At 35.5% G+C, this 26,532-nt stretch carries 22 protein-coding genes; 6 read left to right on the top strand and 16 right to left on the bottom strand.

What is annotated here, in order from left to right; translation table 11 throughout:
* The first annotated feature begins 203 nt into the window (after positions 1-203).
* The 6 genes from JF259_RS02370 to rluF all read left to right on the top strand — a co-directional run bounded on the left by JF259_RS02370 (position 204) and on the right by rluF (position 5,683).
* A complete protein-coding gene (locus JF259_RS02370; protein WP_199112913.1) occupies positions 204-1,745 on the top strand; it encodes a helicase HerA-like domain-containing protein in 1,542 nt (513 codons plus the stop codon).
* A 29-nt stretch (positions 1,746-1,774) separates the two neighbouring features.
* Positions 1,775-2,335: a hypothetical protein gene (locus JF259_RS02365; protein ID WP_199112912.1), complete on the top strand. Its 561-nt coding sequence runs from the start codon at positions 1,775-1,777 to the stop codon at positions 2,333-2,335.
* A gap of 9 nt (positions 2,336-2,344) precedes the next feature.
* Positions 2,345-3,319 carry a YitT family protein gene (locus tag JF259_RS02360; protein WP_199112910.1) on the top strand — a complete coding sequence of 325 codons (975 nt, stop codon included), beginning with the start codon at positions 2,345-2,347 and terminating at the stop codon, positions 3,317-3,319.
* Positions 3,320-3,322: 3 nt separating this feature from the next.
* The gene (locus JF259_RS02355) at positions 3,323-3,685 is read left to right on the top strand and encodes a cupin domain-containing protein (protein WP_199112908.1); all 363 of its coding nucleotides are present in this window, start codon (positions 3,323-3,325) and stop codon (positions 3,683-3,685) included.
* Between the two features lie 4 nt (positions 3,686-3,689).
* A complete protein-coding gene (locus JF259_RS02350) occupies positions 3,690-4,520 on the top strand; it encodes an alpha/beta hydrolase (protein WP_199112906.1) in 831 nt (276 codons plus the stop codon).
* Positions 4,521-4,927: 407 nt separating this feature from the next.
* On the top strand, positions 4,928-5,683 hold the full coding sequence (gene rluF / locus JF259_RS02345) for a 23S rRNA pseudouridine(2604) synthase RluF (RefSeq protein WP_199112903.1): 756 nt from the start codon (positions 4,928-4,930) through the stop codon (positions 5,681-5,683).
* Positions 5,684-5,732: 49 nt separating this feature from the next.
* Here the strand turns inward: rluF and JF259_RS02340 are convergent, their stop codons facing one another.
* The 16 genes from JF259_RS02340 to JF259_RS02265 form a co-directional block, all read right to left on the bottom strand.
* Positions 5,733-6,605 carry an AraC family transcriptional regulator gene (locus JF259_RS02340; RefSeq protein ID WP_199112901.1) on the bottom strand — a complete coding sequence of 291 codons (873 nt, stop codon included), beginning with the start codon at positions 6,603-6,605 and terminating at the stop codon, positions 5,733-5,735.
* Between the two features lie 117 nt (positions 6,606-6,722).
* On the bottom strand, positions 6,723-7,313 hold the full coding sequence (locus tag JF259_RS02335) for a LutC/YkgG family protein (protein ID WP_199112899.1): 591 nt from the start codon (positions 7,311-7,313) through the stop codon (positions 6,723-6,725).
* Positions 7,303-8,673: a lactate utilization protein B gene (locus JF259_RS02330; protein ID WP_199112897.1), complete on the bottom strand. Its 1,371-nt coding sequence runs from the start codon at positions 8,671-8,673 to the stop codon at positions 7,303-7,305. Before JF259_RS02330 ends, JF259_RS02335 begins: the two co-directional genes overlap by 11 nt.
* A gap of 5 nt (positions 8,674-8,678) precedes the next feature.
* A complete protein-coding gene (locus JF259_RS02325; protein ID WP_199112895.1) occupies positions 8,679-9,419 on the bottom strand; it encodes a (Fe-S)-binding protein in 741 nt (246 codons plus the stop codon).
* Positions 9,420-9,456: 37 nt separating this feature from the next.
* Positions 9,457-11,151 (bottom strand): beta-N-acetylhexosaminidase, encoded by a 1,695-nt coding sequence (locus tag JF259_RS02320; RefSeq protein ID WP_199112892.1) that lies wholly within the window; start codon positions 11,149-11,151, stop codon positions 9,457-9,459.
* A 25-nt stretch (positions 11,152-11,176) separates the two neighbouring features.
* On the bottom strand, positions 11,177-11,515 hold the full coding sequence (locus tag JF259_RS02315) for an L-rhamnose mutarotase (RefSeq protein WP_199112890.1): 339 nt from the start codon (positions 11,513-11,515) through the stop codon (positions 11,177-11,179).
* Positions 11,516-12,856 (bottom strand): L-fucose:H+ symporter permease, encoded by a 1,341-nt coding sequence (gene fucP, locus JF259_RS02310; RefSeq protein WP_199112888.1) that lies wholly within the window; start codon positions 12,854-12,856, stop codon positions 11,516-11,518. It abuts the gene before it with no gap.
* A gap of 72 nt (positions 12,857-12,928) precedes the next feature.
* Positions 12,929-13,708, bottom strand: coding sequence for an L-fucose dehydrogenase (locus JF259_RS02305; RefSeq protein WP_199112886.1), 780 nt, complete (start codon positions 13,706-13,708; stop codon positions 12,929-12,931).
* A gap of 240 nt (positions 13,709-13,948) precedes the next feature.
* A complete protein-coding gene (locus JF259_RS02300) occupies positions 13,949-15,694 on the bottom strand; it encodes a SusD/RagB family nutrient-binding outer membrane lipoprotein (protein ID WP_199112884.1) in 1,746 nt (581 codons plus the stop codon).
* A 119-nt stretch (positions 15,695-15,813) separates the two neighbouring features.
* Positions 15,814-19,383: a SusC/RagA family TonB-linked outer membrane protein gene (locus JF259_RS02295; protein ID WP_199112882.1), complete on the bottom strand. Its 3,570-nt coding sequence runs from the start codon at positions 19,381-19,383 to the stop codon at positions 15,814-15,816.
* A gap of 148 nt (positions 19,384-19,531) precedes the next feature.
* Complete coding sequence (locus tag JF259_RS02290) at positions 19,532-20,737, bottom strand: FecR family protein (RefSeq protein ID WP_199112874.1); 1,206 nt, start codon at positions 20,735-20,737, stop codon at positions 19,532-19,534.
* Between the two features lie 134 nt (positions 20,738-20,871).
* Positions 20,872-21,462, bottom strand: a complete 591-nt coding sequence (locus tag JF259_RS02285) for an RNA polymerase sigma factor (protein WP_199112872.1) — start codon at positions 21,460-21,462, stop codon at positions 20,872-20,874.
* A 464-nt stretch (positions 21,463-21,926) separates the two neighbouring features.
* Positions 21,927-22,805 carry a bifunctional methylenetetrahydrofolate dehydrogenase/methenyltetrahydrofolate cyclohydrolase FolD gene (gene folD, locus JF259_RS02280; RefSeq protein ID WP_199112870.1) on the bottom strand — a complete coding sequence of 293 codons (879 nt, stop codon included), beginning with the start codon at positions 22,803-22,805 and terminating at the stop codon, positions 21,927-21,929.
* A 114-nt stretch (positions 22,806-22,919) separates the two neighbouring features.
* Positions 22,920-23,075: a four helix bundle protein gene (locus JF259_RS02275; RefSeq protein WP_394370571.1), complete on the bottom strand. Its 156-nt coding sequence runs from the start codon at positions 23,073-23,075 to the stop codon at positions 22,920-22,922.
* A 61-nt stretch (positions 23,076-23,136) separates the two neighbouring features.
* The gene (gene ffh / locus JF259_RS02270; protein WP_199112868.1) at positions 23,137-24,465 is read right to left on the bottom strand and encodes a signal recognition particle protein; all 1,329 of its coding nucleotides are present in this window, start codon (positions 24,463-24,465) and stop codon (positions 23,137-23,139) included.
* Between the two features lie 204 nt (positions 24,466-24,669).
* Complete coding sequence (locus tag JF259_RS02265; protein ID WP_199112866.1) at positions 24,670-26,409, bottom strand: hypothetical protein; 1,740 nt, start codon at positions 26,407-26,409, stop codon at positions 24,670-24,672.
* Positions 26,410-26,532 lie beyond the last annotated feature (123 nt).

Raw genomic sequence — 26,532 nt, 5'->3', positions numbered from 1 at the left:
TTATTTTAACCTTTTCTGTTTCCTAAAAAATGACTTAAATCCATTCATAATTCGTTACTTTTTTACTCGTAGGAATACTATAACTTTCAAAAAGTGCCTCAACTGAATAAATTTTGATCTCATTTTCGGTTAAAAACAAAAAGTCAAGATGAGTTCATTATCGTTTAACATAGAATAGTTATTTTTATCCGAAATTATCACCTATGAACAGAAAGGAAGCTTTTTTAAACCATATTGTAGAGGGCAACACGACTAAGGGCGATTTTATTCCTATTGGTGCTGCCATGTTAGATGGAGAAACCATTTCGGGCGCACATGTAAAAATCCCTTTAAAGACCATGAACAGACATGGCTTAATAGCTGGGGCAACCGGAACTGGAAAGACCAAATCTTTACAAGTTCTAGCTGAGAATTTAAGTAACAAAGGCGTTCCTGTATTACTTATGGATATTAAAGGTGATTTAAGCGGTTTGGCCCAACCGAGTCCCGGTCATCCAAAGATTGACGAACGTCATGAAAAAATAGGATTGCCTTTTGAGTCCAAAAGCTTTCCTGTAGAAGTATTAACACTTTCTGAACAAAACGGTGTACGCCTTAGAGCCACCGTTAGTGAATTTGGTCCGGTTTTATTATCGCGTATTTTAGATTTAACTGAAACGCAAACAGGTATTGTAGCCGTTATTTTTCAATATTGTGACGATAACAAACTACCGCTCCTCGATTTAAAAGACTTTAAAAAGATATTACAATACGCTACCCAGGAAGGTAAGCAGGAATTTGCCGAAGCCTACGGTCGAATTTCGACTGCATCAACAGGTGCTATTCTGCGTAAAATTGTAGAATTGGAGCAACAGGGTGCTGATTTATTCTTTGGTGAAGCCTCTTTTGATGTACAAGATTTATTGCGTATTGATGATGAAGGAAGAGGTTATATTAATATTATAAGATTAACCGATATACAAGACAGACCTAAATTGTTTTCAACATTTATGTTGAGCCTACTAGCCGAAATCTATGCTACTTTTCCTGAGCAGGGCGACAGTGATAGGCCCGAATTGATCTTGTTTATTGATGAGGCACATCTTATTTTTAATGAAGCGTCTAAAGCCTTACTCAATCAAATAGAAAGTATTGTGAAATTAATTCGTAGTAAAGGTGTTGGACTTTATTTTGTGACCCAAAATCCTACCGACGTTCCAGAAGCAGTTCTAGGGCAGTTAGGTTTAAAAGTACAGCATGCTTTGCGAGCTTTTACTGCCAAAGACAGAAAGGCTATTAAACTAACAGCTCAAAACTATCCGGACTCAGACTATTACGATACTACAGAAGTATTAACATCTTTAGGTATTGGAGAGGCCTTGGTATCTGCCTTAGATGAAAAAGGGCGTCCTACTCCTTTATCGGCCACTATGATGCGTGCGCCAATGAGCAGAATGGATGTTTTAACTGCGAGCGAACTAAGTGATTTAATAGAAAAGTCTAAGCTCGCTAAGAAATACAATGAAACTATTGATAGGGAAAGCGCATACGAAATACTTAACGATAAAATTGAACGAGCCCAAGCTGAAGAAGCTAAAGAAAAAGCAAGGCAAGAACGTGAAGCTCTTATAAAAGCTACTTCCAAAAAACAAACAAGTACCAGAAGAAGACAAAGCACGCGTATCAATCCCATAGTAAAAGTACTTACAAGCGCCACATTTATACGCAGCGTCTTTGGTATATTAACTAAAGTCTTAAAAAAATAAACAGTAACTCTAACAAACTATACATATTCATGAACAAATCATTTTTCCCCCTTATTATTATTGCTTTAATACTTACTAATTGTAATAAAACGCAAGATCCCTTTCAAATAAGCAAGCAACACATTGGCTCGCTAACAGATTCCACGCGCGTAAAGGATCTTGAAACCGTTTTTAAAAACGATTCTATCGTAAAATTTACAAGCGGCGATGAATTTGCGGGGAACAGAAATAGTATTAAAATTTTCGAAAAGGGAGGTAAACACTTACTAACTCTTACACCTAGACAAGCTTTGGACTCTTTATCGGTTATTGAAAATATCCAAATTATAGATCCGCGATACAAAACAGACAAAAACTTGTCTATTTTAAGTACATTTAAAGATATTTCGAATACATACAAGATATCGAGAATTGACAATTTAATTAACTCGGCACTCATCACGGTTAACGAATTAAATGCATCGTTTACTATCGACAAGGGCGAGCTTCCGGCAAACCTTAGATTTGATATGGACTTAAATTTAGAAGCAACCCATATTCCTGATGGCGCCAAACTGAAATACTTTTTTATTAACTGGCACAACAATTAATAAATACTAATGAATCCATTCTTATCAAAACTATTAATAGATATTGCCCGAAAAAGGCTTGGAGACAAAGAGGCCAAAAAACCTGTGAGCAAAAGGGAAATAGTGCCTTTGGTAAGAAATCTATATGTAGAATTAACGCATACCGTTAAAGAATACATATTCATAATTATTGGGGTTTTTGCTGCTGGATTTGGCTTAAAGGGCTTTTTGTTACCCAATCAATTTATTGACGGTGGAGCCACAGGAATCTCCTTGTTACTAGAAAATATCACATCTATAGAGTTGAGTTTACTATTGGTTTTTGTAAACCTCCCATTTTTAATTCTTGCCTCCAAGACCATCAACCTTAAATTTGCATTACGCAGTGTAGTTGCTATTGCGTTTTTGGCCTTTGTAGTGCATTATGTCGATTACCCCATAATTACAGAAGACAAATTACTCATAGCCGTTTTCGGCGGCTTTTTTTTAGGCTTGGGTATTGGCATGTCCATACGGGGTGGCAGTGTTATTGACGGGACAGAAATACTAGCCGTTTATTTAAGCCGAAAATTATCACTTACTATTGGTGACGTATTACTAATTATAAATATCATTATTTTCTCCTTTGGCGCCTACATCTTGTCAATGGAAATAGCTCTCTATGCTATTTTAACCTACCTCAGTGCTGCTAAAACAGTCGATTTTGTTGTGGATGGTGTCGAAGAATATATAGGCGTTACCATTATTTCGGAGCAGCACGAAGCCATAAGAACAATGATCATTGAAAAATTAGGTCGGGCATGTACTATTTATGCTGGTAAAGGTGGCTTTGGGTCAAGAGGAAAAAGCTATGATAAAGACATTATTTATACCGTTGTAACACGCTTAGAATTAGCAAAACTCCAGACTGAGATTGACAAAATAGACAGAAAGGCCTTTATTATTATGGGAATCGTTAAAGATTTAAAAGGCGGTATGATAAAAAGAAAACCGCTTAAGAATTAACCAATGAAGAAATACACTATACAAAATACGCCTTTTATAGTGGCTACCAACGATGGTAAAATTATAAAAGAACACTTTGGCTTAGCTTCTGATGGTAATTCAAAAATTAGTATTGCCCACATGAAAGCTCCTGCTGGATGGAGTGAACCTTTTCAAACACCAGAATTTGATGAATACACTTTTATTATAAAAGGTAAAAAGCAATTTATAATAGATGGTGAAACGATAGTACTAGAGGCTGGTCAGTCTATAAAAATAAATAAAAACACCCGTGTTCAATATTCCAATCCGTTTACAGAACCCTGTGAATACATAGCCATTTGTACTCCAGCTTTTTCTATGGATTTAGTAAATAGAGACGCTTAATTAAATGAAAAAACATCTGGCTAAACTAATTGGTATTTTTATTAACCTTATTGGTATCTTTTCTTCTGAGCAAGCAGCTAAACTTGCCATAAAGTTATTTTCTACCCCAAAAAAGGGAAAAAAGTTAAGTACAGAAGCACACGATTTCCTTGATACTGCACTTAAAGAAGAAATAAATTGTAATGGTACATCCATTATGTCCTATAGGTGGATTGGCAAAAAAGAAACCGTTTTACTGGTGCATGGCTGGGAAAGCAATGCCTTTAGGTGGAAAGACCTAATAGAAAACCTAAAAAAATTAAATTATAACATTATTGCTCTCGATGCTCCCGCTCATGGGAATTCTGAAGGTCACATTTTTAATTCGCTAGCTTATTCGGAATGCATCTACAAAGTAGCAAAAAAGTTTAATACAACTATTATTATTGGCCATTCAGTTGGTGGTATGGCTACTGTGTTTGCGCAATACAAACACCAATTAACCTTTATTGACAAATTAGTTTTACTGGGAGCGCCTTCAAATTTTACCGGAATGTTTAACCGCTATAAATGCATGATGGGATACAGTAAGAAGGTATCAAATGCCATGGATTTATTTGTTTTAAAGCATTACGATCATCATCCCAACTATTTTTCGGCTGCAAATTTTTCAAAAGACATAAAAGCAAAAGGACTTATTATTCATGATAAGAACGATGACATTATCCCATTTTCTGATACTATAGATTTTAAAAACAGTTATAAAAATGCGGAACTAATAGCAACTACTGGCTATGGGCACGGTTTAAAATTCGACACCGTTAATAACCACATTATAGACTTTATAAGTTCTTGAACTCATTTAAACTTTTTGGAATAAAATAATTTCTTGAAACGAACCATCCCCGAGGCAGAGCCATAGGGGTATTTAGCTCGTTTCATTTTGACCTAAAAAGGTCAAAAACCGAAATTCTATTGTTTAGATTCCCGTTTTATTCATCAAAACATATTTTAAATTAAGGTATTCATGAATCTACGATTTCACGGGAATGACAATTTCAACCGAAACCCCGACGCAAAGCATCGAGGAATTCTTTTTGATTAAAGCGAAAATTAGGCATTATTTGCTCATTGGAAGGCATTTTTGAGTTGCATAGCTGGACTACGGAAGGAGAAAAAGACAAAAAGTGGGCGGAAAAGGGCAATTTTATAGCCAATTGAAAAAGTTTAAATGAGTTCATTAGTTTATTGTATTTTTGCTGCATGTCAGATCAATTAAAACGCATCAATAAATATTTAAGTGAAGTGGGGTATTGCTCACGTCGTGAAGCCGACAAGCTCATTGAGGCTGGTCGTATAACCGTTAATGGGGTGCCTCCCGAAAAAGGCACTAAAATAACCCTCAATGATGATGTTCGTGTTGATGGGGAATTGATAAACAATATAAAGAAATCGTTTGTTTACCTTGCTTTTAACAAACCTGTTGGTATTGTTTGCACTACCGATACACGTGTTGAAAAAGATAACATTATTGATTTTATAAACTACCCAAAACGTATTTTTCCAATTGGTCGCTTAGACAAGCAAAGTGAAGGACTTATTTTATTAACGGATGATGGTGATATTGTAAATAAAATTTTGCGTGCCAGCAACAATCATGAAAAAGAATATGTTGTAAAGGTCGACAAACCTATTTCCCAAACTTTTATTAAACGCATGGCTGGGGGTGTTCCTATTTTGGATCGAATTACAAAGAAATGTAAGGTAGAAAAGATTAACACCTTTGAATTTAGAATTATTTTAACGCAAGGCCTTAATCGGCAAATTCGTCGTATGTGCGAGTATTTTAACTATACTGTTGTAACACTCAAGCGCATTAGGATCATGAATATTAAATTGGATATGCCTATTGGTGAATACAGGGAACTTTCTTCTGATGAATTTAATGAACTGAACCGCTTAATTAGTGGCTCTTCAAAAGAATACAAACCAACACCCTTAAGAGGGAAAAGACCTTAGTTTCTTTTGTTCTATAAAAACTTCAATCTAAAAAGAGGTGTCATTACAATTACGCTCTTTGAGCGTGAAACTTTATATAATCTGTAGGCGCGTATTTCATAGTCTTTTTAAACTGTCTGTTAAAATTAGAAATATTATTAAATCCAGATTCAAAACATATTTCGGATATGTTATACTTTTCCTCTATCAATAATTTACAGGCGTAACCAACGCGTACTTCATTTAAGTATTCACTGAATGTTTTTCTATTAACGCGTTTAAAGAACCTACTAAAAGCAGATGGGTTCATGCAGGCAATGTCTGCCACATCAGCTAAGCTTATTTGTTCTCTAAAATTCTTAATTATAAACTCATATACCTTATTAAGGTTATGCTTTTCAGTCATCTTAAACGAGTTTATAAATCCGTTGCTAGACAATAATTTATAATCTTTGTGTCTGGCTAGGTTATTAAGAATTTGAATAAACTTAATCACTTTATCAAAATCTTCTAAGTTCCTAAGGTTATTGATCCATTCCCTTATTAAAGTTAAATCTCCAGAAAACTTTATACCGTATTTCGACTTGTCAATTAACTTTTCAATAGCATTCATTTCTGGCATATCAAAAAAACCTTGACCTGCAAAATCTTCTTTAAAATGAATAGCTAAGGCATGTGCTTCCAATTTAGAGTCTTCTTCAAAATACTCTTTATCATTTAACCACATGTGTGGCAAATTTTTACCTATTAAAACGACATCGCCAACATTAAACTTCTCAATATTGTCACCAATAAATCGTGTTCCCGTACTTTTTTGAATAACGACCAATTCCAATTCTTGATGGTAATGCCATATTTTTAAAAAAAACGGATAACGATTTTCAGTAATAGTGAAAGAACTATTTTTTATTCTATTGCTCCGGTCTAATAAATGTAGTTTCATATATTGATGTGAGCCCAATTTATTAACAGGCTTATACATAAAACGTAAAAATACAAAAACTAAGCAATTTAAAGCAATAAAAGTATCATTGCTTTATACAGACAACAAAATCAATCTTTATGCTATTAAAAACACACTTAAACTTAAAGCACCATGAGCACCTATTACTAAAGATTGTTCAATATCTGCTGTTTTGGAAGGACCTGAAATAAATACTCCAAAGTCATTATCTATGCCATTCAAGGCTTTATAAGCATGGTGCAAATTTGGCACTAAACAACTCTTATTTAAGACCAAAACAAGATGCTTGGTTATAAAAGGCAATACCCTAACTGGTAATTGATTGCTAGAAACCCAAACAGCTCCATTTTCAGATACTCCAACTAAACTCTCTAGCACCAATACATCTAAATCGTTAAGGTCATGAGGCCTTTGCAATGCCTCTAAACTGATTGTATTAAAACCAGACGTTCCTTCTACTGTGGAATAGTTATGACTGGTATCGGGAAACAAAGCTTTTACCTGCTTTAAAACCTCATCTTTCGACGCTAGATTAAATACATTACCTCCAACAATTTCTACCTTCTTGGTAAATTCTTCAACTAAATCCAAGGAGTCTTCAAATTGTTCAAGGTTTATTTCCGGGAGTGGTAGTAAATCTGGCTTATTACGCTTTATATTGGCTAATATACTGTCTCTACTTCCCATTTTTATTTCTTTTTTTATACCAATCATCAAAACTTTCTTTAGGACCTTTTGGTAAATCCCGCTCTTTACCCCATACATTAGGGCGTGCATTAATTAGACCTTTAGGCAAATTTCGCAAAGCCCAACGCCCTGCTCTTCCTATCTTTTGATATTGCTTAGGATTGGAAAACATGCGCCCCATGAACTTCATCGACATTTTTTTCATGGCCGGTTGTGGGGTTTCCTTAGTTATTATTTGTCGCCATTTATACAATTGTTTATGAATATCAATTTTAACAGGACAAACATCGCTACAAGACCCACATAAGGTGGAGGCGAACGGTAAACTACTATACTTTTTTAAATCTTTTCCTGGCGACAGTATAGAACCTATGGGACCTGGAATTGTCGCATTATAACTGTGTCCGCCGCTACGTCTGTAAATGGGACAAGTATTCATACAAGCGCCACAGCGAATGCAATGCAAGGAAGCTCTAAAATCAGGTCTGCTTAATTGTTCTGCCCTACCATTATCTACAATTACAATATGCATTTTAGCACCTTCTCGTGGCTTTTTAAAGTGAGATGAATAAGTGGTAATGGGTTGGCCGGTAGCACTTCTTGCCAATAACCTTAAGAATACGCCCAAATGTTCTTGTTTGGGTATAAGCTTCTCTACGCCCATACATGCTATATGGACAGGGGCTAAATGCGCCCCCATATCGGCATTACCTTCATTTGTACACACCACTAAACCACCTGTTTCGGCTATGGCAAAGTTAACCCCTGTTATAGCTGCATCAGCTTCTATAAACTTTTCCCGTAAATGTTTACGCGCTTCGTTGGTTAAATACTGAGGATCTCCATTACAAGGTTTTGTACCTAAATGCTCTTGGAACAACTCATCAACTTCTTCTTTGTTTTTATGGATAGCAGGTAACACAATATGGCTTGGCGGCTCCTTAGCCAGTTGCACAATGCGCTCCCCTAAGTCGGTGTCAATTACTTCAATATTATCGACTTCCAAATAGGGATTTAGATGGCATTCTTCAGTAAGCATCGATTTACTTTTTACTACTTTTTTAGCTTGATGCGCCTTTAATATACTATGTACAATACGGTTATGTTCTTCGCCATTGGCTGCCCAATGCACTTGTACCCCATTCTTCAGGGCATTTTCTTCAAATTCGACTAAGTAATTATCTAAATTGGACAGTGTATGCGCCTTTATTGCAGATCCCAACTCTCTTAATTGTTCCCAACCTTTTACGGTATGTACTGAAAGATCACGTTTATGGCGTACAAACCACAAGGCTTTATCATGCCAATTTACCTTGGCTTCATTCTTATTAAATATACTTGCCGCTACAGAGTGCTCCATTCCTTTTACTTAATTGTACTATTCAAAATTTCGGCAACATGCATCACCTTTAAAGGCTGCTTATTACGGGTTATTAAACCTTCTAAATGCATCAAACAAGAGGTGTCTGTGGCTGTTATAACCTCTACCCCACTATCTAAATGATCTTGAACACGGTCTTTTCCCATTTTTACGGAAACAGCTTCTTCGGTAACTGCAAAAGTACCTCCAAAACCACAGCATTCGTCTTTACGTGTTAAAGACATTAGTTCAACGCCATCCACTTCTTTAAGTAAATCTTCAATAAACGAAAAGGGTTCTCCAACAACTTCGGAGCAGGAACCCAAGCGTAATCCTCTCAATCCATGACAGCTTTTATGTATGCCTACTTTATGGGGAAAGCTGGCTCCTAGATCCTTTTTCTTTAAAACGTTCACTATAAAGTCGCAAAGTTCGTATACGTTATTACGAACCTTAACAACGTCTTTGGTCTGTTCTACAATATCATAATGTTGTTTAACATGATAGGCACAGCTACCTGAAGGTGTAACAATATAATCGAAATCTTTAAAGTTTTCTACTAAATTCAAACACGCCCCAACCGACTCGCTTTCATATCCTGAATTGGCCATGGGTTGTCCGCAACAGGTTTGCCCCGAAGGATAAACAACATTAACATTTAGCTTTTCTAAAACTTCTAATGTTGCCTTTCCTACTTGTGGATATAATTGATTAATGTAACAAGGGATAAATAATCCTACTGTCATTATTTTCTTTTTTCTCTAAAATATTTTCTTCTATCTACTACTCTGTTTCTTTTTGGACACTATGCTTGGCATAATTCAATCCCATAGCCTCCAAACGGTTTACAAAAATGTTAAGACGTGCATTAAAATCGTCCCAGTTCTTAGCATCTTTATCAGACCAAACTACTTCCGACAGGGCACTCATACGGGGTAAGATCATATACTCGACATAATCGGTCGTTGCCATATATTCGGTCCAGACATTCCCCTGCGCTCCCAAAATAAATTTTTGTTCTTCTGCCGACAGCTCTTCTGGTGTTGGTTCGTAAGCATAAACATCGGCTACCGTTGTCTTTCCTCCAATAGCCAAAGGTTCGTTAGCCTTGTCTTCAGACTGATAGTGATCAAAATAACAAGAGTGCCCTGGTGTCATGATAACATCGTGATGCTGTTTGGCTGCTTCTATACCGCCTTTGGTTCCTCGCCATGACATGACTGTTGCATTAGGTGCCAATCCGCCTTCTAAAATCTCATCCCATCCAATAATTTGCTTGCCTTTGGAATTGAGGTATTTCTCCATCCGTTGGATAAAATAACTTTGTAATTCGTGCTCGTCATGCAAGCCCTCAGCTTTAATTCTAGCCTGACAACTAGGACATCTTTCCCAATTCTTTTTAGGACACTCATCGCCTCCAATATGAACATATTTCGAAGGGAATAAGGGTATAACTTCATCTAACACGTCTTGCAAAAAGGCAAAGGTTTCTTCTTTACCTGCACAGTATACATCGTTGAATACACCCCAGGTTTCCTGAACGATCTTTGGGGTTCCGGCCGCTTGAACTTCTTTTCCTTTTTTAGACATCATATCGTTGGTAACTTCTGTTGGCTCCTCTGGAAAACAGCTTAAATAAGGATATGCTGCTATGGCTGCACTACTGTGCCCTGGCAATTCAATTTCCGGTATAACTGTAACATGCTTCTCTGTTGCATAAGCTACAATCTCTTTAACATCTTCTTGGGTGTAATAGCCCCCATATTCCTTTTCATCATTAGAGGTTCCCGGATGATGGCCCACAATCGTTCCGTAACGCTTGGAGCCTATTTCAGTTAACTTGGGGTACTTTTTGATTTCAATACGCCAGCCCTGGTCTTCTGTTAAATGCCAATGAAATGTATTCATTTTATGCAAGGCGATTAAATCGATATATTTTTTGATAAAATCTACAGGGAAAAAGTGACGTGCTACATCTAAATGCATCCCTCTATAAACATATCTTGGCTCATCTTTAATGCTTACTACTGGAATGGTTAATTCTTTTAAACTTCCATTGGCAGACTCAATACTTGCTGGCAGTAACTGGCGTAAGGTTTGGATGCCATAAAATACACCTTTAGAATTTTTTCCCGATATGGTTATTTTATTATATGCTACTTCTAACTGATAGCCTTCTTCATTCGCAATACGACTATCCAGCTGCAATTGAATATTCCCTTGTGATCCTTCACTAAACGAAATATCCAGACCGGTTGCAGCTCCTAACATGTCTGCTAAAAACTGACCTTCTTTTTCCAGCGAAGCATCACCTGAAACCTTGGTATTCTTATCAACTAAAAACCTTCCTTTGGCCATTTCCATAACCAGTGGCTTAGGGATTATTGGATAATCCTGATCTGTATTTGCCACTTCTTTGTACTTATTCGAGCATGATATACTTAAAAAGCAGACACATATTACAACTAATAATCTCATTTCTATTATCTTTTATTTGATTAAACTACAATTCATATATTTTTTCCATCAACAACCACTTTTCACCCTTCTTAGCTGTTGGTAAAGCTTGCTGATATTTCCACATTAACGTTTCCCACTCCTGAACTTTTGGATTATCGGCATCCATTTTGGATTTCCTTTCAAATGAAAAGGTATCATTAACCTCCATAATCATAAACATTCGATTCCCTACACAATAAATCTCTAAAACTTCTATTCCCGCATCTTTGATACTAGCGGTTATCTCGGGCCAGATCTTCTCATGGTACTTTTTGTATTCTGCCATCAATTTGGGATCATCTACCAAATCTAAAGCAAAACAATGTCTTTTTAAACTCCCCATCTAATCCTGATTAACATAATGCAATGCATCATCTGTAGCTTCATGTCTCTTAAAAACCCTAAGCCCATACCATGCAATATACACAAAACAAAGCAGCGGCAATATAAACGAAAAATTAACTTCGGAAACGCCCATGATCTTAGTATCGGCCACGCCATTACCTCCTGCATCAATTATTATACCTTGTAGCTTTGGCATTAATGCTCCCCCAACAATGGCCATTACCAAACCGGCAGATCCCACTTTCGATTGTTCTTCTGTTAAATCTCCCAATGCGATACCATAGATAGTAGGAAACATTAAGGACATGAAAAACGAAACTCCTACTAAACTATAAAGCCCCACAATGCCATTTATATACATAGTTCCGAACACAAACACCATTGAAAACACAGAAAAATACATTAACAGCTTTCCTGAACTAACAAACCGTAGTAAATACGTTCCAACCGCTCTACCTACCGTAAATAACACAAATGCCCCCATCTGGTAATAACCAGCGGTAACACTGTCCATACCTATGCCTTCTGCATATTGATAGATATAGGTCCAACACATAATTTGTGCTCCTACATATAAAATCTGCGCCAACACCCCTAATACATACTTTTTGTTTTTTGCCAATGTTGCAAATGTATCTCCTATACTAGGCATACCTCCTTCATCTTTAGATTGTGGCATTTTGCTAACAACAAACAGAACAAATACTGCTGTAATGACCAAACCTAAAATCACATATGGATCGCGTATAACCATTAAGTCTGATGTCTTAATTAATATTTTAGAAGCTTCATCGAGAGCACTAAAATCTGAAATATCATCTGATTGCAAATTCTTTAAAACAAATTGCTGAGCAACAAACAATCCAGCAATTAAACCCACCGGATTAAAAGCCTGTGCTAAATTTAAACGTTGCGTCGCAGTCTCTTTCGCTCCTAATGCCAATGCATAAGGGTTTGCTGCTGTCTCTAAGAAAGCCAATCCGAAAGTCAAAATGTAAAGTCCCAAACAAAAGAACCAGAATTTTTCGGTAATGGCAGCTGGATAAAATAACAAAGCTCCTGTAGCATAAAGACCTAGTCCAATTAAAATACCAACCTTATACGAATACTTACGCATAAACATGGCCGCTGGTAAAGCCATACAAAAGTAGCCCCCGTAGAAGGCCATCTGTACCCAAGCTGCTTGTGAATTGGAAAGTTCTAAAACTTTTTTAAATGCTTGAACCATAGGGTCTGTTACAGCATTAGCAAAGCCCCATAGTGCAAATAATGAGGTTATTAAAATAAAAGGAAGTAAAACTTTCTTTGATACAACAGGTATTTTTTTAATGTTATCCATAGGTTATAATAATTATAATAAAGCTTAAATTTAGTTATATTGATTTAGCATTTCCTATTTTTTCGACGAAGGTTACAATGCTCTATCTAAATGGACATAGCCTCCATCTACAAAAATCAACTGCCCCGTAGTGTGACTGGAGCGTTCTGACAATAAAAAGACGACAGTATTTGCTATTTCTTCTGCCTCGGTCATTCTATTTTCCAAAGGAATATTTTTTGTGATGGCTTGTAGTTTTTCTTCTGGATTATCAAAAGTCTTTATCCATCGGTCATATAACGGCGTATAACACTCGGCTACAATTACAGCGTTAACCCGAATGCTATAGGGCAATAATTCTACGGCCCATTCTCGTGTTAAGGCATTACGTCCGCCATTAGCAGCTGCATAGCCTGATGTTCCACCTTGCCCTGTTAACGATGTTTTAGAGCCTATATTTACAATACTTCCCTTACTCTTTTTAAGCTCTGGGAGTGCATGGTGCGCCATTAGGTAATAATGTGTGAGATTCTTTTTAATAGACTCCATAAACCCTTCGTAAGACCCATGCTCCAAACCTATACCATCGTTAACGCCTGCATTATTCACCAAACCGTCTATTCTACCAAAGGTCTCTATTGTTTTTTGTACTGCGGCTTTGCATTGGGCTGGATCCACTAAATCTGCAATAGCATAAGCTACTTTTTGACCCTTCTCTTCGAAGGTTTTCATTAACTCTAAAACACTTTTTTCATTTCTTGTAACAATCATTGGGATTGCTCCTTCATTCATTAAAGCTTCTGTTATTCCCAATCCTATCCCCTTAGATCCGCCAGTAACTATGACGACCTTATCTTTTAGTTTTAAATCCAAAATGTCCTAATAAAGTTTTGTTAAAATAGTTGTACAATGTACAAATAACAAATCTAATTTATTCACTTGGATATTATCTACCATAAAAACAACTTTCACTGATACTTTTTTTGCTCATTGACAACATTTACCTAACCTATTCCTTCTAAGACCATGCTTTAATAAAATGGCATCATAAAAAAAGGTGAGATTGTTTAAAAACAATCTCACCTAGAAACTAAACTTTGTTAGTATAAATTATTAATTAAAGTCAGGTAACATCCCTGTTTTAAACGTCACATAATCATCTCTATAATAAGAGCTTGCATCTGTTCTCCAAAAGATTGGTGATGTCCAATTATTCTGATCAATTACTTTTAAGAAAGCCTCTGAGTTGTTTTGTAATTCAGAAGACGGATACATTAAGCGTTCTGGCTGTGGCTTCATAACCTTACCTTGAAATGTCATAGGCTCTAATTTTGGATGTCTTGTCCTTCTTAATTCACTCCATAATTCTATGGGTCGCAATAAATTCATATGAATGTACTTTTGTTGCATAATAATCTCCATTTGGTCATCAGCACTACTAACTGCATCAAAAGCATTCTTAACTTTTTCAGCATAAGAGCTTATAATGGCTTGGCTAGGTTTAGAAGGACGAATTAGACTTGCCCAAGGCTCTGTTGTATAGTCCTGTCTATACTGCCCTAAACCGTTTAACATATACCAATAATCGGTAGAATGCATTACAGCATCCTCAATGTGCCCCCCAGCTGTCTTACCTGTATTCGCTAATCCTTTTGCAGCCACTTCCGCTAATAACAAGTCTATCTCTGCAAGCGTAAACATATCTGCTGGTACATTATTATGCGTAAGGGTAACATGACTATACATAGATCTGGCATTATTTTCAGATGAAGATTCCAAGTTATCTGCCCACGGATAATATCTATCGCCATCGACATAACCTTGATTCTGACCATCGGCATCTAAGGACACACCTCTATAATCATTATACTTTGTAGGTAATGCAATAACAGGTAATCTAGGATCGTCTATAGCTTCCTCATATTCTAACTCATGAAAGTTCATTCTATTCATAATTATATTAGGAATAAAAGTCACATAAGGCCTTTCGTATAATCCACGTTGCCATGTACCTCCACCAGGTAATGCGCCTGCAGCATCAATATGAGGCAGGTCAAAAGCTAAATCTTCTGTTGGCAAATTATTAATTGCATCACTAATATGGCTTGACGCAAACTGTGCATCTACACTTGCCAATTTAACTGCAAACCGAAGTCTTAAAGCATTTGCATACTGAACCCATTTATCGACATTCCCTTGCAAAGCAATATCTTGAGTTTGCAAAGTAGCTATCCCTTCTGGTGACATTTTTGCATAAATCCCTGGTAATTCGTCTGCAATGGCTTTTAAATCATCCAAAACTGCCTTATAAATAGCTTCTGGATCATCGTACTCTGTAAAGAATTCACCTTGAGATCCTTTAAAAGCATTTAAATATGGAATGGAATTAAACAGGTCTACATTCCTCAAAGCTGCCCAATCCTTCATTATTGACAACATTTTAAAATAGATAACACTATCATCATACTCTTGACCGCTAAGTCCATTAATTACGTCCTGGATCAATCCCCAATTACGCATTCTTAAGTAAAAGTCATTAAACCAATTAAATCCACTTTGGCTAAAACCATTTCCGTTTGTTACGTCATCATAATCGATAAACCAACTATATCTAGGTGTAATATAACGGCAAGATATTTGTGCATAACTAGGCATACCGTTACCGCTTAATTGCCACCAATATTCACCGTAATCTTTAATATAAAATTTATATTGAAGGAGAGCGTTTGTAAACATCCCAGAAGCCAGTTGATCTGGGTTAGGCACGTATTGCTGCGGGTTCTGAAATTCTTCCTCTAAGACATCCTGACAAGACGAAAGGACTATCAAGGAAAACATTAATAACATTATTTTTTTCATCTGTTTAAATTTTATTGTTTTTCATAGATCAGATGTAATTCGCCAATAATCATCTCGGTGGGTATCAAGATTTGTTATGGCTCATTTCATAATACCTTATCTTTTTATTTAACTTTTGATTAAAAACTAATATTAAGTCCCATTCCTACTGAAGTGGCTACAGGATAAGCTGAATCCTCCACCCAAGAATCGGTTCCCAAAGTAGATTCTGGATCTATATTAGGTATGGACTTGTATATGTAAAACAAGTTTCTAGCCAAAAATGAAAGTGTCATTTTCTGCATTCCAACTTTTTTCACCAAATCTCCTGGTAGCGTATAACTTAACGACAATTCACGAAGTTTGATATAATCGTTTTTGTGCAATCCGTCAGGCGCATAATTTTGCCCAAGGTCATTAATATATATTAAACTGCGTTCGTAAGCAGATAAGATCTTACCATTCTGTTCGTATACTGGATTTTCGGCAGTGCCTACATTAACTACCCCTGGATTAATAACCCCGTCGTGATATACCAAACCATCACTAGAGTCTGTTGGTGCTGCTTGATTATGCTGCCAAGGAATTTTATCACCAGCGCCATCAATGTAATAAGCCAATCCTCCATGAGCTTCATCTCTATACTTTAATGTCTCTTTTGTTATTCCCATACCGCGGTAATAATAATTAGAACGCGAAAATATAGTTGCCCCAAATTTATAATCTAATCCAATATGGAAATTGAAACCTTTAAAGAAAAAGTCACTCATAAAACCTCCAAAAATATCGGGTGTAGTATTAGCCACAGCTTTTAATTCTGACTGATCCAACACATAATACCCTGAATTATCGACTACTCTGTTACCCTCTCCATCTGTTAAATAGTCAAACATACGCAGCTCTCCAAACGGCCTTCCTTCTTCTGCCACTTGAACAATACTGTTTCCTACCGACCCTGTAACTTTTTGCGTAATTCCCGGATACAGTTTCTTTACTTCCGATTGCTGCTTAGCTGCCGTAAATGTAAGATCCCATCTGTATTTTTTAGTTACTATCGGTGATCCTTTAAGTAGTAGTTCATACCCCCAGTTTGCAACATTACCAGCATTAATCTTGATGTCCCCTGCACCTGTTGTATTTGATAAAGGCACACCCATAATTTGATCATAAATATTATTATGATAAAAAGAAAAGCTGGTTTCTATTCTGCTACCTTTAAAAAATCGAGCATCAAAACCAACCTCGAGTTCTCTCTTCCTTTCAGGCTTTAAGGCTCCGGCAAATAACGATGAAGGAGCGCTTATAGAGAGTGCATCTGTATTATTTACACCACCTACACTATAAGATCTATTAGCGAAATAACTAGTAACACTTCCTGGGGCACCACGTCCAACATCGGCCCAACTAGCTCTAAACTTACCATACTCCATAAAAGGGATATCAAACGTATTTGTAAAGTTCCAACTTAACCCGATCCCTGGATAAAAGAAAGAATTGTTCTCTGGAGGCAAAGTTGAAGACCAGTCATTTCTGGCCTGTAACTCCAAGTACAACTCATTATCCCATGAAATTGTAGCAGAACCTAGGGCACTGTACAACACTTGTGAGCCATAATTATGCCCTCTAACGCGTCCTCTTTGGCTACCATCTGGCCAATCTTGTTCATTATTAAGAGACCAAAAATCTGGAAATCTCAGGTCGCCGTAGGTAGCTACATTAATACTCTTAAACGCTGTTTTTTTATACTCACCTCCTACAAACGAAAATATTTTCATTCTATCATCAAAGAGGCTAAATTCATAATTTAATAATCCTCGGTAGTTCTCTACTGTTGTGTTATGTCTCGCATATGCATATCTCCCTCCTGCATTTTCTGGTTCAAATCGCGTAATTGGGTTCTTTGTTGTAAAATCTGTATCGGTATAATCCAATCCAACCTGACCAATAAAAGATAATTGATCTGTAAAATTTAAAGTTGTTTTAAGCGATGTTATCAAGTGTAATTTATCATCTAAATCACTATTTTCTAACTGCTCCCATAATGTATTCATTAAATAAGTAGGCGCAAATTGTCCTGGCCAACCTGTATCTTCAGCATTAAACTTAGAACCATCTTCATTTTTGTACAAATCTTTTATGGCATTAAAGTCATAATCCCTATTAATACCCCAAGCTACAATATCTCCCAAGTTTGGATATCGGTTGTGGGTTTTAATCTTGTACAAATTGGTATTAACTTCTACGGTTGCAAAATCAGAAGCTTTTAACATCCCACTAAAATTAAAAACATGCTTCTTTTGATAATTATTAGGAAGTAAGCCCTTAAATTCTTGATTTGTATAAGACACCCGCATATTTCCCATCTCATTACCTCCAGAAACCGCTACAGTATGGATAGCATTGCTACCATTTCTAAATAAATCTAAATAGTTGTTAGGATACGCTTGGTAAGGTCTTATACTACCGTCCAAAAATTGTACTGGCGCCCCGTCAAATTTAGGTCCCCAATTAAATCGACTCCAAACAACTTGTCTATGACCTTGACCACCTCCAGGTAAGGTTTCGTATTGTCTTGTGTATTCACTAGTACCTGAACCATATTCGTTTTGAAAATCAATAAATGTTCTTGGAATTTCATAAGTATATTGTGTATTGACATTCACTCCAAGACCGCGTGTACCAGTGCCTTTCTTAGTTGTGATTAAAACCACGCCATTTGCTCCTTCTCCTCCATACAATACCGAAGCTTTAGCGCCTTTTAATATTTCTATGGAAGCAATATCTTCTGGATTTATATCATTTATTCCCGAACCATAATCAAAGGAGTTTAAAGGATCATATCCCCTGTTTGCCATATTAGATCCGGTATCATAAATTGGCATACCGTCAACTACAAACAAAGGTCTTGTATTTGCAGATGACTCTAATCCAGCTGCTCCACGTATCTTTATATCTACAGCCCCTGTAGGCCCTGCAGCATTAGTAGTAATACCAACTCCAGAAGCCTTGCCATACAAACTAACGACAGGGTTTGTAGAGGCTCCTGCAATGGTTATGTCTTTAGATTCGATTCGACTCACAGCATACCCTAATGATTTTTCATCTCTTTTAATACCAAAAGCTGTTACTACCACTTGATCTAAGTTCTCTGTATCTTCCTGCATGGTAACATTAATTGTGGTATTATCGCCAACTGTAACGGTTACAGTTTGCATACCCACATAAGAAAATGACAGTTGATCTCCTTTTTTGGCATTAATAACATAATTTCCATCAAAATCAGTTTGAGTACCGGTAATGGTACCAATCTTTAATATATTAACCCCAACCAAAGGCATCCCTTCGTTGTCGGATACTAGACCTTTAACAACACTTTGCTGTAAATCTACTTGAGACTTAAATACAGTACTTTTATTTAAAATTACTTGTCGCTCATTTATTGAATAAACAAGTTTATTGTTGTCTAGCACTCTATCTAAAACCTTATAAATAGATTTATTGCTAATTTGTATATCTCCTTTAATCTTACTTAACTCTGGTAAGATTTCGTCGTTGTAAATAAATACAAATTCACTTTGGTTTTCGATTTCCTTAATCATATCGATTAAAGAGGCTTGTTTTAGGTCAATTCTCAATTTAGTACTTTGAGAATACGAATCGGTGAAAGAATAAAATGTGAATAGCAACAAAAACAAACTAAGACATTTCATCGCAAATAGAATTTTGTTCCTATAACCCACTAAGAAGTTGTAGAAAAGTTGGTTTTTTTTCATAAATTTGATCGTTTTACATTAAACATTCTGTTATTTCTAACAGTTTTTTTAGCCAGGGAATGTTGGCGCATTTCCTGGTTTTCTTTTATTTTATCATATATTTTCTAGTATTTATTTTTTCAAAATTAAAATCAGCTGTGATCATTAAATTTTGTAAGGTTTTATTAAGATCTTCTTTTAAATCAAGCTTACCACTTATTTTTACTCCCATGAGCTTATCTGCTGATTCATTAAAAGTAACTTCTACATTATAAAAGCGCTCTATCTTTTTAATGACGTTAAACAACGGTTCACTTTCAAAATGTAACAAGCCCTGAATCCACAATGTATAATTATCTGTATTTACGTCTCTTACTTTTACACGTTCTTCTTCCTTATTCCAAACTGCTAGTTGCCCTGGACTTAAAAACGTTTTATCCTTCTTGAATACATTATCTTCTACAACATTAACTTTCCCTTCTGTCAAAACAGTTAAAACATCCTGATCGGAAGGGTAAGCAGATACGTTAAACTTCGTCCCTACAACTTCAATGGACAACTCATCTACAACTGTTTGTACTATGAATGGTTTTTCTTTATTAGGAGATACTTCAAAAAAGGCTTCTCCAGACAAAAACACCGTTCTTTTACTTCCAATAAACTTTTCTGGAAACACAAACTGCGTGCCTGCATTAAGATATGCCACAGTTCCGTCCGAAAGCGCTACCTTACTTCTTTTTCCATAAGGTGTTATTAGGGTATTTAAGGTTTCTATCTCTTTGTTATCAGCCCTAGATCCATTACTTATAGTATCATTTTGATTAACTACAATATTTCCTAATCCATTAAACTCAATTAATGACTCTTTTTCCTCTATAAAAACGTTTTCCCCAGTCCCAAATGTTAACCGCGTACTGTTAATTGAATCAAGAGCAACTATATTGATATTATTAAAAGGCAATTTAGTAGATTTATAAAAGTGCTCATTTATCAAAAATCCTATAGCTATAAATACCAAAAGCAAGGCTGCATACTTATAATATCGCCTTATAAAGTAATGTATTTTACCTGTCTTTTTTCCAGTGGCTACTTTTATTAAAAGTTCCCTCAAAATTTCATCCTTCTCTTTTTTAGAAATAACAAACGGTTCTACTTTCAAACTTAACAATAACTCTTTAAGAGCAATTATCACGTCTCTTTCTTCTGGGTTTTCATAAATGTAGTTTTGCCAAAACCTATCGCTATCCTGAGTAGGTTTATATACCCATTCAATAAAAAAGCTGTCTTCTAAATACCTTGAATAAGGCTCCATATTCTTTTTGTTTACATTATAAAGGGGACAGAAACGCCACTTTGTGGACACTTTTTTTAAACAATTTTAAAAAATACACACAAAACACTAACTATCAAATAGATATGAAAGCGTTTTCTTTTTAATAAAAAACTTTAACAATCAATTAAAGAATAAAATAAGATAATTTGAGAGATACTCTTAAAGGCTTTATTTTGTCTTAACTTTTTTATTGCTCTATATACTTGTTTACGTACTGAATTATGATCTATATCGACAATTTCGGAAATCTCGATATAATCAAATCCTTTCGAGAATCTTAGATAAAGTATCTCTTGCTGCTTGGAAGTCAACTCTTTTACTATTTCGCGCAAAAGCTTTTTTTGATGTTCTTTAATTTCTTTATCAATCGTTCTAGATTCTATATTGTGTTCTGTTATAAACGAAAAAGTCTCAAATTCAGAAAAGTCTCCTTTCTTCCTTTCTTTCTTCAATTTCTTAAACATTGACCGTTTAAGAGCAATAAACAAATAATGATTAATGTTTTTAGGTATAGATAGCTGCTTTCTATGTTCATAGATATCCAAGAACACGTCCTGTATACAATCTTTCACGAAATCTCGATTAGAAAATACGCGCATTCCATACGAGAATAGTGAATCTACATTTGAATTATAAATGGTTGCAAACGCTTTTTGATCACCACTTACAAACTTATGCCACATGTCCTCCTCCAGTTCCCGCATTAATTATAATATAGATTGTTTTTTTGCATTAATGAACAAATGAAGTCATCTTTACTTTTTCAATTTCCTAAAAAACTGCTGAAAATTTTTCCGTATTCGTTATTTTCCGACCATAGCTCTACTATGCTTACTATCTTGTTTTACTCAAAAACCTAAAAATAATAATTCCTTGAAAAAGTTAATTTCAAAATTTTTGATGCAATTTAATTATTTAAACTTATTACCAACTAATTAAATAATAAATTAACAATATAAGCTGTTTTTTTACAGTAATTTCTTAAAAAGAAGCCATGTATTTTTGCTATAAATCAAAATATAGTTTTCAACATAAAAGTATCTGATTAATTTCACAAAAAATAATTAATCGTTTAGCCCAAGACCTCTAATATTATTAAAAATTAAGAACAAAAAAAGCATTATAATTCTCAACTATAATGCTTTTTATAATTATAAATAAAGAAACTTTATTTTCTATGTCTTTCTCTGGCAAGTAATGTGTTTTTAAGTAACATAGCTATGGTCATTGGACCAACGCCTCCTGGTACTGGTGTAATATAGCTTGCTTTTTTACTTACACTTTCAAATTCAACATCTCCGGCCAACCTATAACCACGCTGCTTAGTTTCATCTGGAACACGCGTTATGCCCACATCAACAATAACCACACTTTCCTTGACCATATCGCCGGTTAAAAATTCTGAAATTCCAATAGCTGCAACAATAATATCTGCGCTTTTAGTTATCTCTGTTAAGTTTTTTGTACGACTATGAACTACGGTAACGGTAGCGTCACCGGCTTTACGCTTCTGGCTCATTAGAATACTCATTGGGCGCCCTACAATATGACTCCTACCCATTACAACCACATTTTTTCCTGAAGTCTCAATATTATAACGCTCTAGCAATTCTAAGATACCAAAAGGGGTCGCTGGCAAAAAAGTGGGCAAATCTAAAGTCATTTTACCAACATTTACTGGGTGAAACCCATCAACATCCTTATCTGGATCGATAGCCATTAACACCTTTTGTTCGTCAATATGTTTAGGAAGCGGTAACTGCACTATAAACCCATCGATATCATCATTGGTGTTCAATTCATGAATCTTTTGCAAGAGCACTTCTTCTGAGGTTTCCTCTGGTAAATCTATTAGTGTAGAATCAAAACCAATTTTTTCACATGCTTTTACTTTTGCATTAACATAGGTCATACTGGCGCCGTCTGTACCAACAAGAACCGCTGCTAAATGAGGCGTCTTTTCACCACTAGCAAGCATTCTACTAACATCATTGGCTATTTCCTCTTTTATGTCATTACTTATTTTCTTACCGTCTAGTATGGTCATATTTCTAATTAGTTTTCAATCGCAGTCGGCAGTCGCAGAAAAACTATTCCGTATCAACTCCAAACTTGATTGGGTTATTAATCATATAATTTATTAGTTTTCCGACTTCTTCCGTTAATTTAACAAATTAGCAGATGCCGAACGTGAACTCCTTCTTATTTGATCGGCTAACGAATAAACTTCCTCTTTTGGAAAAGATTTCGAGACTTCAAAAATATCCATAGCCAAATCGAATGATTTTTGATAAGCTAATAATTTTTTGAAATCCATAATTGAAAGATTATTTCACTATCTAGTTACTGAAAACTGATACTGTGACTGAACACCCAAATTAACGCATATTCTTCATCAATTGCATCATTTTCTTTCCGCCTCCACCTTGCATCATTATCATCATTTTACTCATTTGATCAAACTGTTTCAACAACTGGTTTACTTCTTGAACAGTGGTTCCCGATCCTTTAGCAACGCGTTTCTTTCTACTCGCATTTATAATGCTTGGATTGCTTCTTTCTTTGGGTGTCATAGAGTGAATAATAGCCTCAATACCTTTAAAGGCATCATCATCTATGTCAATATCTTTCATCATTTTACCAGCCCCGGGAATCATACCAACTAGGTCTTTCATGTTTCCCATTTTCTTGATTTGTTGTATCTGCTTTAAGAAGTCATCAAATCCAAACTGATTTTTAGCAATCTTTTTCTGGAGCTTCCTTGCTTCTACTTCATCAAACTGTTCTTGTGCACGTTCTACTAAAGACACAACATCCCCCATACCTAGAATACGGTCAGCCATACGTGATGGATAAAACACATCTATCGCTTCCATTTTCTCTCCTGTACCAATAAACTTAATAGGCTTATTAACTACAGATTTAATAGAGATCGCAGCCCCCCCCCTGGTATCACCATCTAATTTTGTTAGAATAACACCGTCAAAATTTAAAACATCATTAAATGCCTTTGCTGTGTTAACTGCATCCTGACCTGTCATTGAGTCAACAACAAATAGGGTTTCCTGCGGTTGAGTTGCCTTATGGATGTTTGATATTTCGGTCATCATTGCCTCATCTACAGCTAAACGACCCGCAGTATCTATTATAACCACATTAAAACCATTGGCTTTTGCATGCGCTATACCTGCCTTTGCAATCGCAACAGGGTCATTATTCCCCCGATCACTAAATACCTCAACGCCTATTTGATCTCCTACAACGTGCAACTGATCGATCGCAGCGGGACGATATACATCACATGCCACTAAAAGCGGCCTTTTTGTCTTTTTGTTTTTTAAGTAATTGGCCAGCTTTCCAGAAAATGTTGTTTTACCAGATCCCTGTAAACCAGACATTAAAATAACACTCGGATCTCCAGAAAGGTTAATGCCCTCTGCATCGCCCCCCATAAGTTCGGTTAGTTCGTCTTTTACGATTTTAACCATTAACTGTCCGGGCTGCAACGTAGTCAATACATTTTGACCTAAAGCTTTTTCTTTAACTTTAGTAGTAAAACTTTTTGCTATTTTAAAGTTAACATCGGCATCTAGTAATGCGCGACGCACTTCCTTTAAAGTTTCAGCTACGTTAACTTCTGTAATACTGCCATGTCCTTTTAATACATGTAAGGCCTTATCTAATTTATCACTTAAATTATTAAACATACTTCAGATTCAAAATTTTGATTACATCGCTATTAAACATTATTAGGATGTAGAAATAAAGTTGCAAATTTAATCATTTGAAGCATATTATTTAAGTAACTATCAATAAAAAAGCGGTCAATATTTAAATATCGACCGCTTTTAAAAGGAAACTTAACTAACTAACCTATTGGAATAAATTTCTCTTCTTCATGATAAACTATATTACACTTTCTTTTCTAAGACCAATATACGTTCTATTGTTCCTGTAGCACTATAATCTTTTAATTCAATTCTGTTTTCTGATATTTCTTTAATTCGCCATCTATGATTTAACGCATCAAATGGAGCCTCAATACCAAAGTGCATCGCTAAAAACAAGCCTTCATTCCTGTAAGCTAACCAAGAACCATCAATAATACCATTATTGGGATCGGTCACTTTAATCCATCCACTTTCTAAAAAGTCTATGGTATACATATGAAACTCTTCTGTTTTATTCACATCACCGTCTTCATACAATGCTACCTCCCATTCACTGTCAATTAAAACATTATCAACATAATTTAAGTCGTCATCAACATTTGGGCAATGTCTCTGCAACACCATTCTGTTAGTGGCATTTTCAAGTTTAATTAAACCTGGTTCTAGGAACGTTATAAACCACTCTAGTTTTAAGTTGGGTCTTCCTTCCAAAATGATTTGTAAAACAAAACCATTGTTTCTTACACCTATTTCATAAGTACCTTCTACAAACTCGCCATTTACCCTTAGCTTAACAACATTGTTTTCAAAGAATTTTAAAGGCGTTCCTATATAATCTTTTTCATTATCTACACCATCAACGCTTAAACGTACTATTCGCCATAAACACTCTTGAAGGTAATTTTTTATACGCTCCTTAGTGTAATCTACAACAATATCACAGTTTTTCTTTAAAATAATTCTATTACCCCCGGCTTGATATAGTTTTATTTTTCCAGGTTCTAAATCGTATACAAACCATTCTAAGGTAAAGTCTACTAAGGTGTCGAACTCTAATTTTATTAAAGCACCACGCTCGGTAACACGAGTCGACCACGTTCCAGTTAGCATATCACCTCCCCTGGCGCGTACTTTAACAACGTTATCTTCTTTAAATGCAATAACATATTCGCGATATTTATCGTTTAAGTTATCTTCATTTCTTTTAAATTCATAAACCACCCATGGACAAGACATTAATAAATTGTCTAAACGTTCTTTTGTAAAGTCGTCATCGCCATAATCGTTATCATCATCCTCGTCACAAGCTTCTTTTGCATCATGAATCACCTGTTGTAACTCCTGGTTGTTATTTACAACTACGGCAGATCCATCGCTTAAAACCATGGTTACAGGAAAGTTAAGGCTCGCAAATACTTCTCCTTCTTTTACACGCTTTATAAAATGGTATAATTGTCGGTCACTTTCAATGGTAATAACATCAATTATCTCAAAATTGGCATTGTAAACCGAAAAAGAAATTGGGTACTTAAAGTCGATACATTCTATATCGTCATCTGGTTCGTTTTCTCCTTTACACTCTTGTATAAGGTCTTCTAAAGCATCCCGGTTTTCAATTACAATTTCTGAATGATTAGATAAAACTATTGTAATTGGAAAAACAATGTCCAGATGATCTTCATCATCTTCAAACTCATTAAAAATGGCCTCGATTACTTTAAAATCCTCTTTAGAATCAATAGTAACCTCAAGGCCATTAACAATAACAGTAACCGGTAACTCAACAGATAGACAACTTGCTCTATCAATTATGTTATCGGCCGATCCATCTTTAATAGAAGTAGCACTTATCAACTTGGTTAACTCAGAATTAGCTACAAGTGCTTCTGAATCATTTGGGGGCGTAATTTCTACAACTTCATCTTGACAAGATGTAAACAATAAAAAGGCAAAAAAAGGTACGAATAATAGTGTTTTCATTAGATCTTTCATAATGTTTGATTTAGGGTTTAACATAGCATTTTTAATCATAAAACAGGAAGCGATTAAAAATTCCTACCCTCATTCCCAAAAAAAATTAAAAATTCCAAAACCCAAACTCCA

Source organism: Snuella sedimenti, assembly GCF_016428595.1.
GTDB lineage: Bacteria > Bacteroidota > Bacteroidia > Flavobacteriales > Flavobacteriaceae > Snuella > Snuella sedimenti.
The sequence above is the reverse complement of the archived record's forward strand: the minus strand, read 5'-3'. Positions and strand labels throughout refer to the sequence as shown.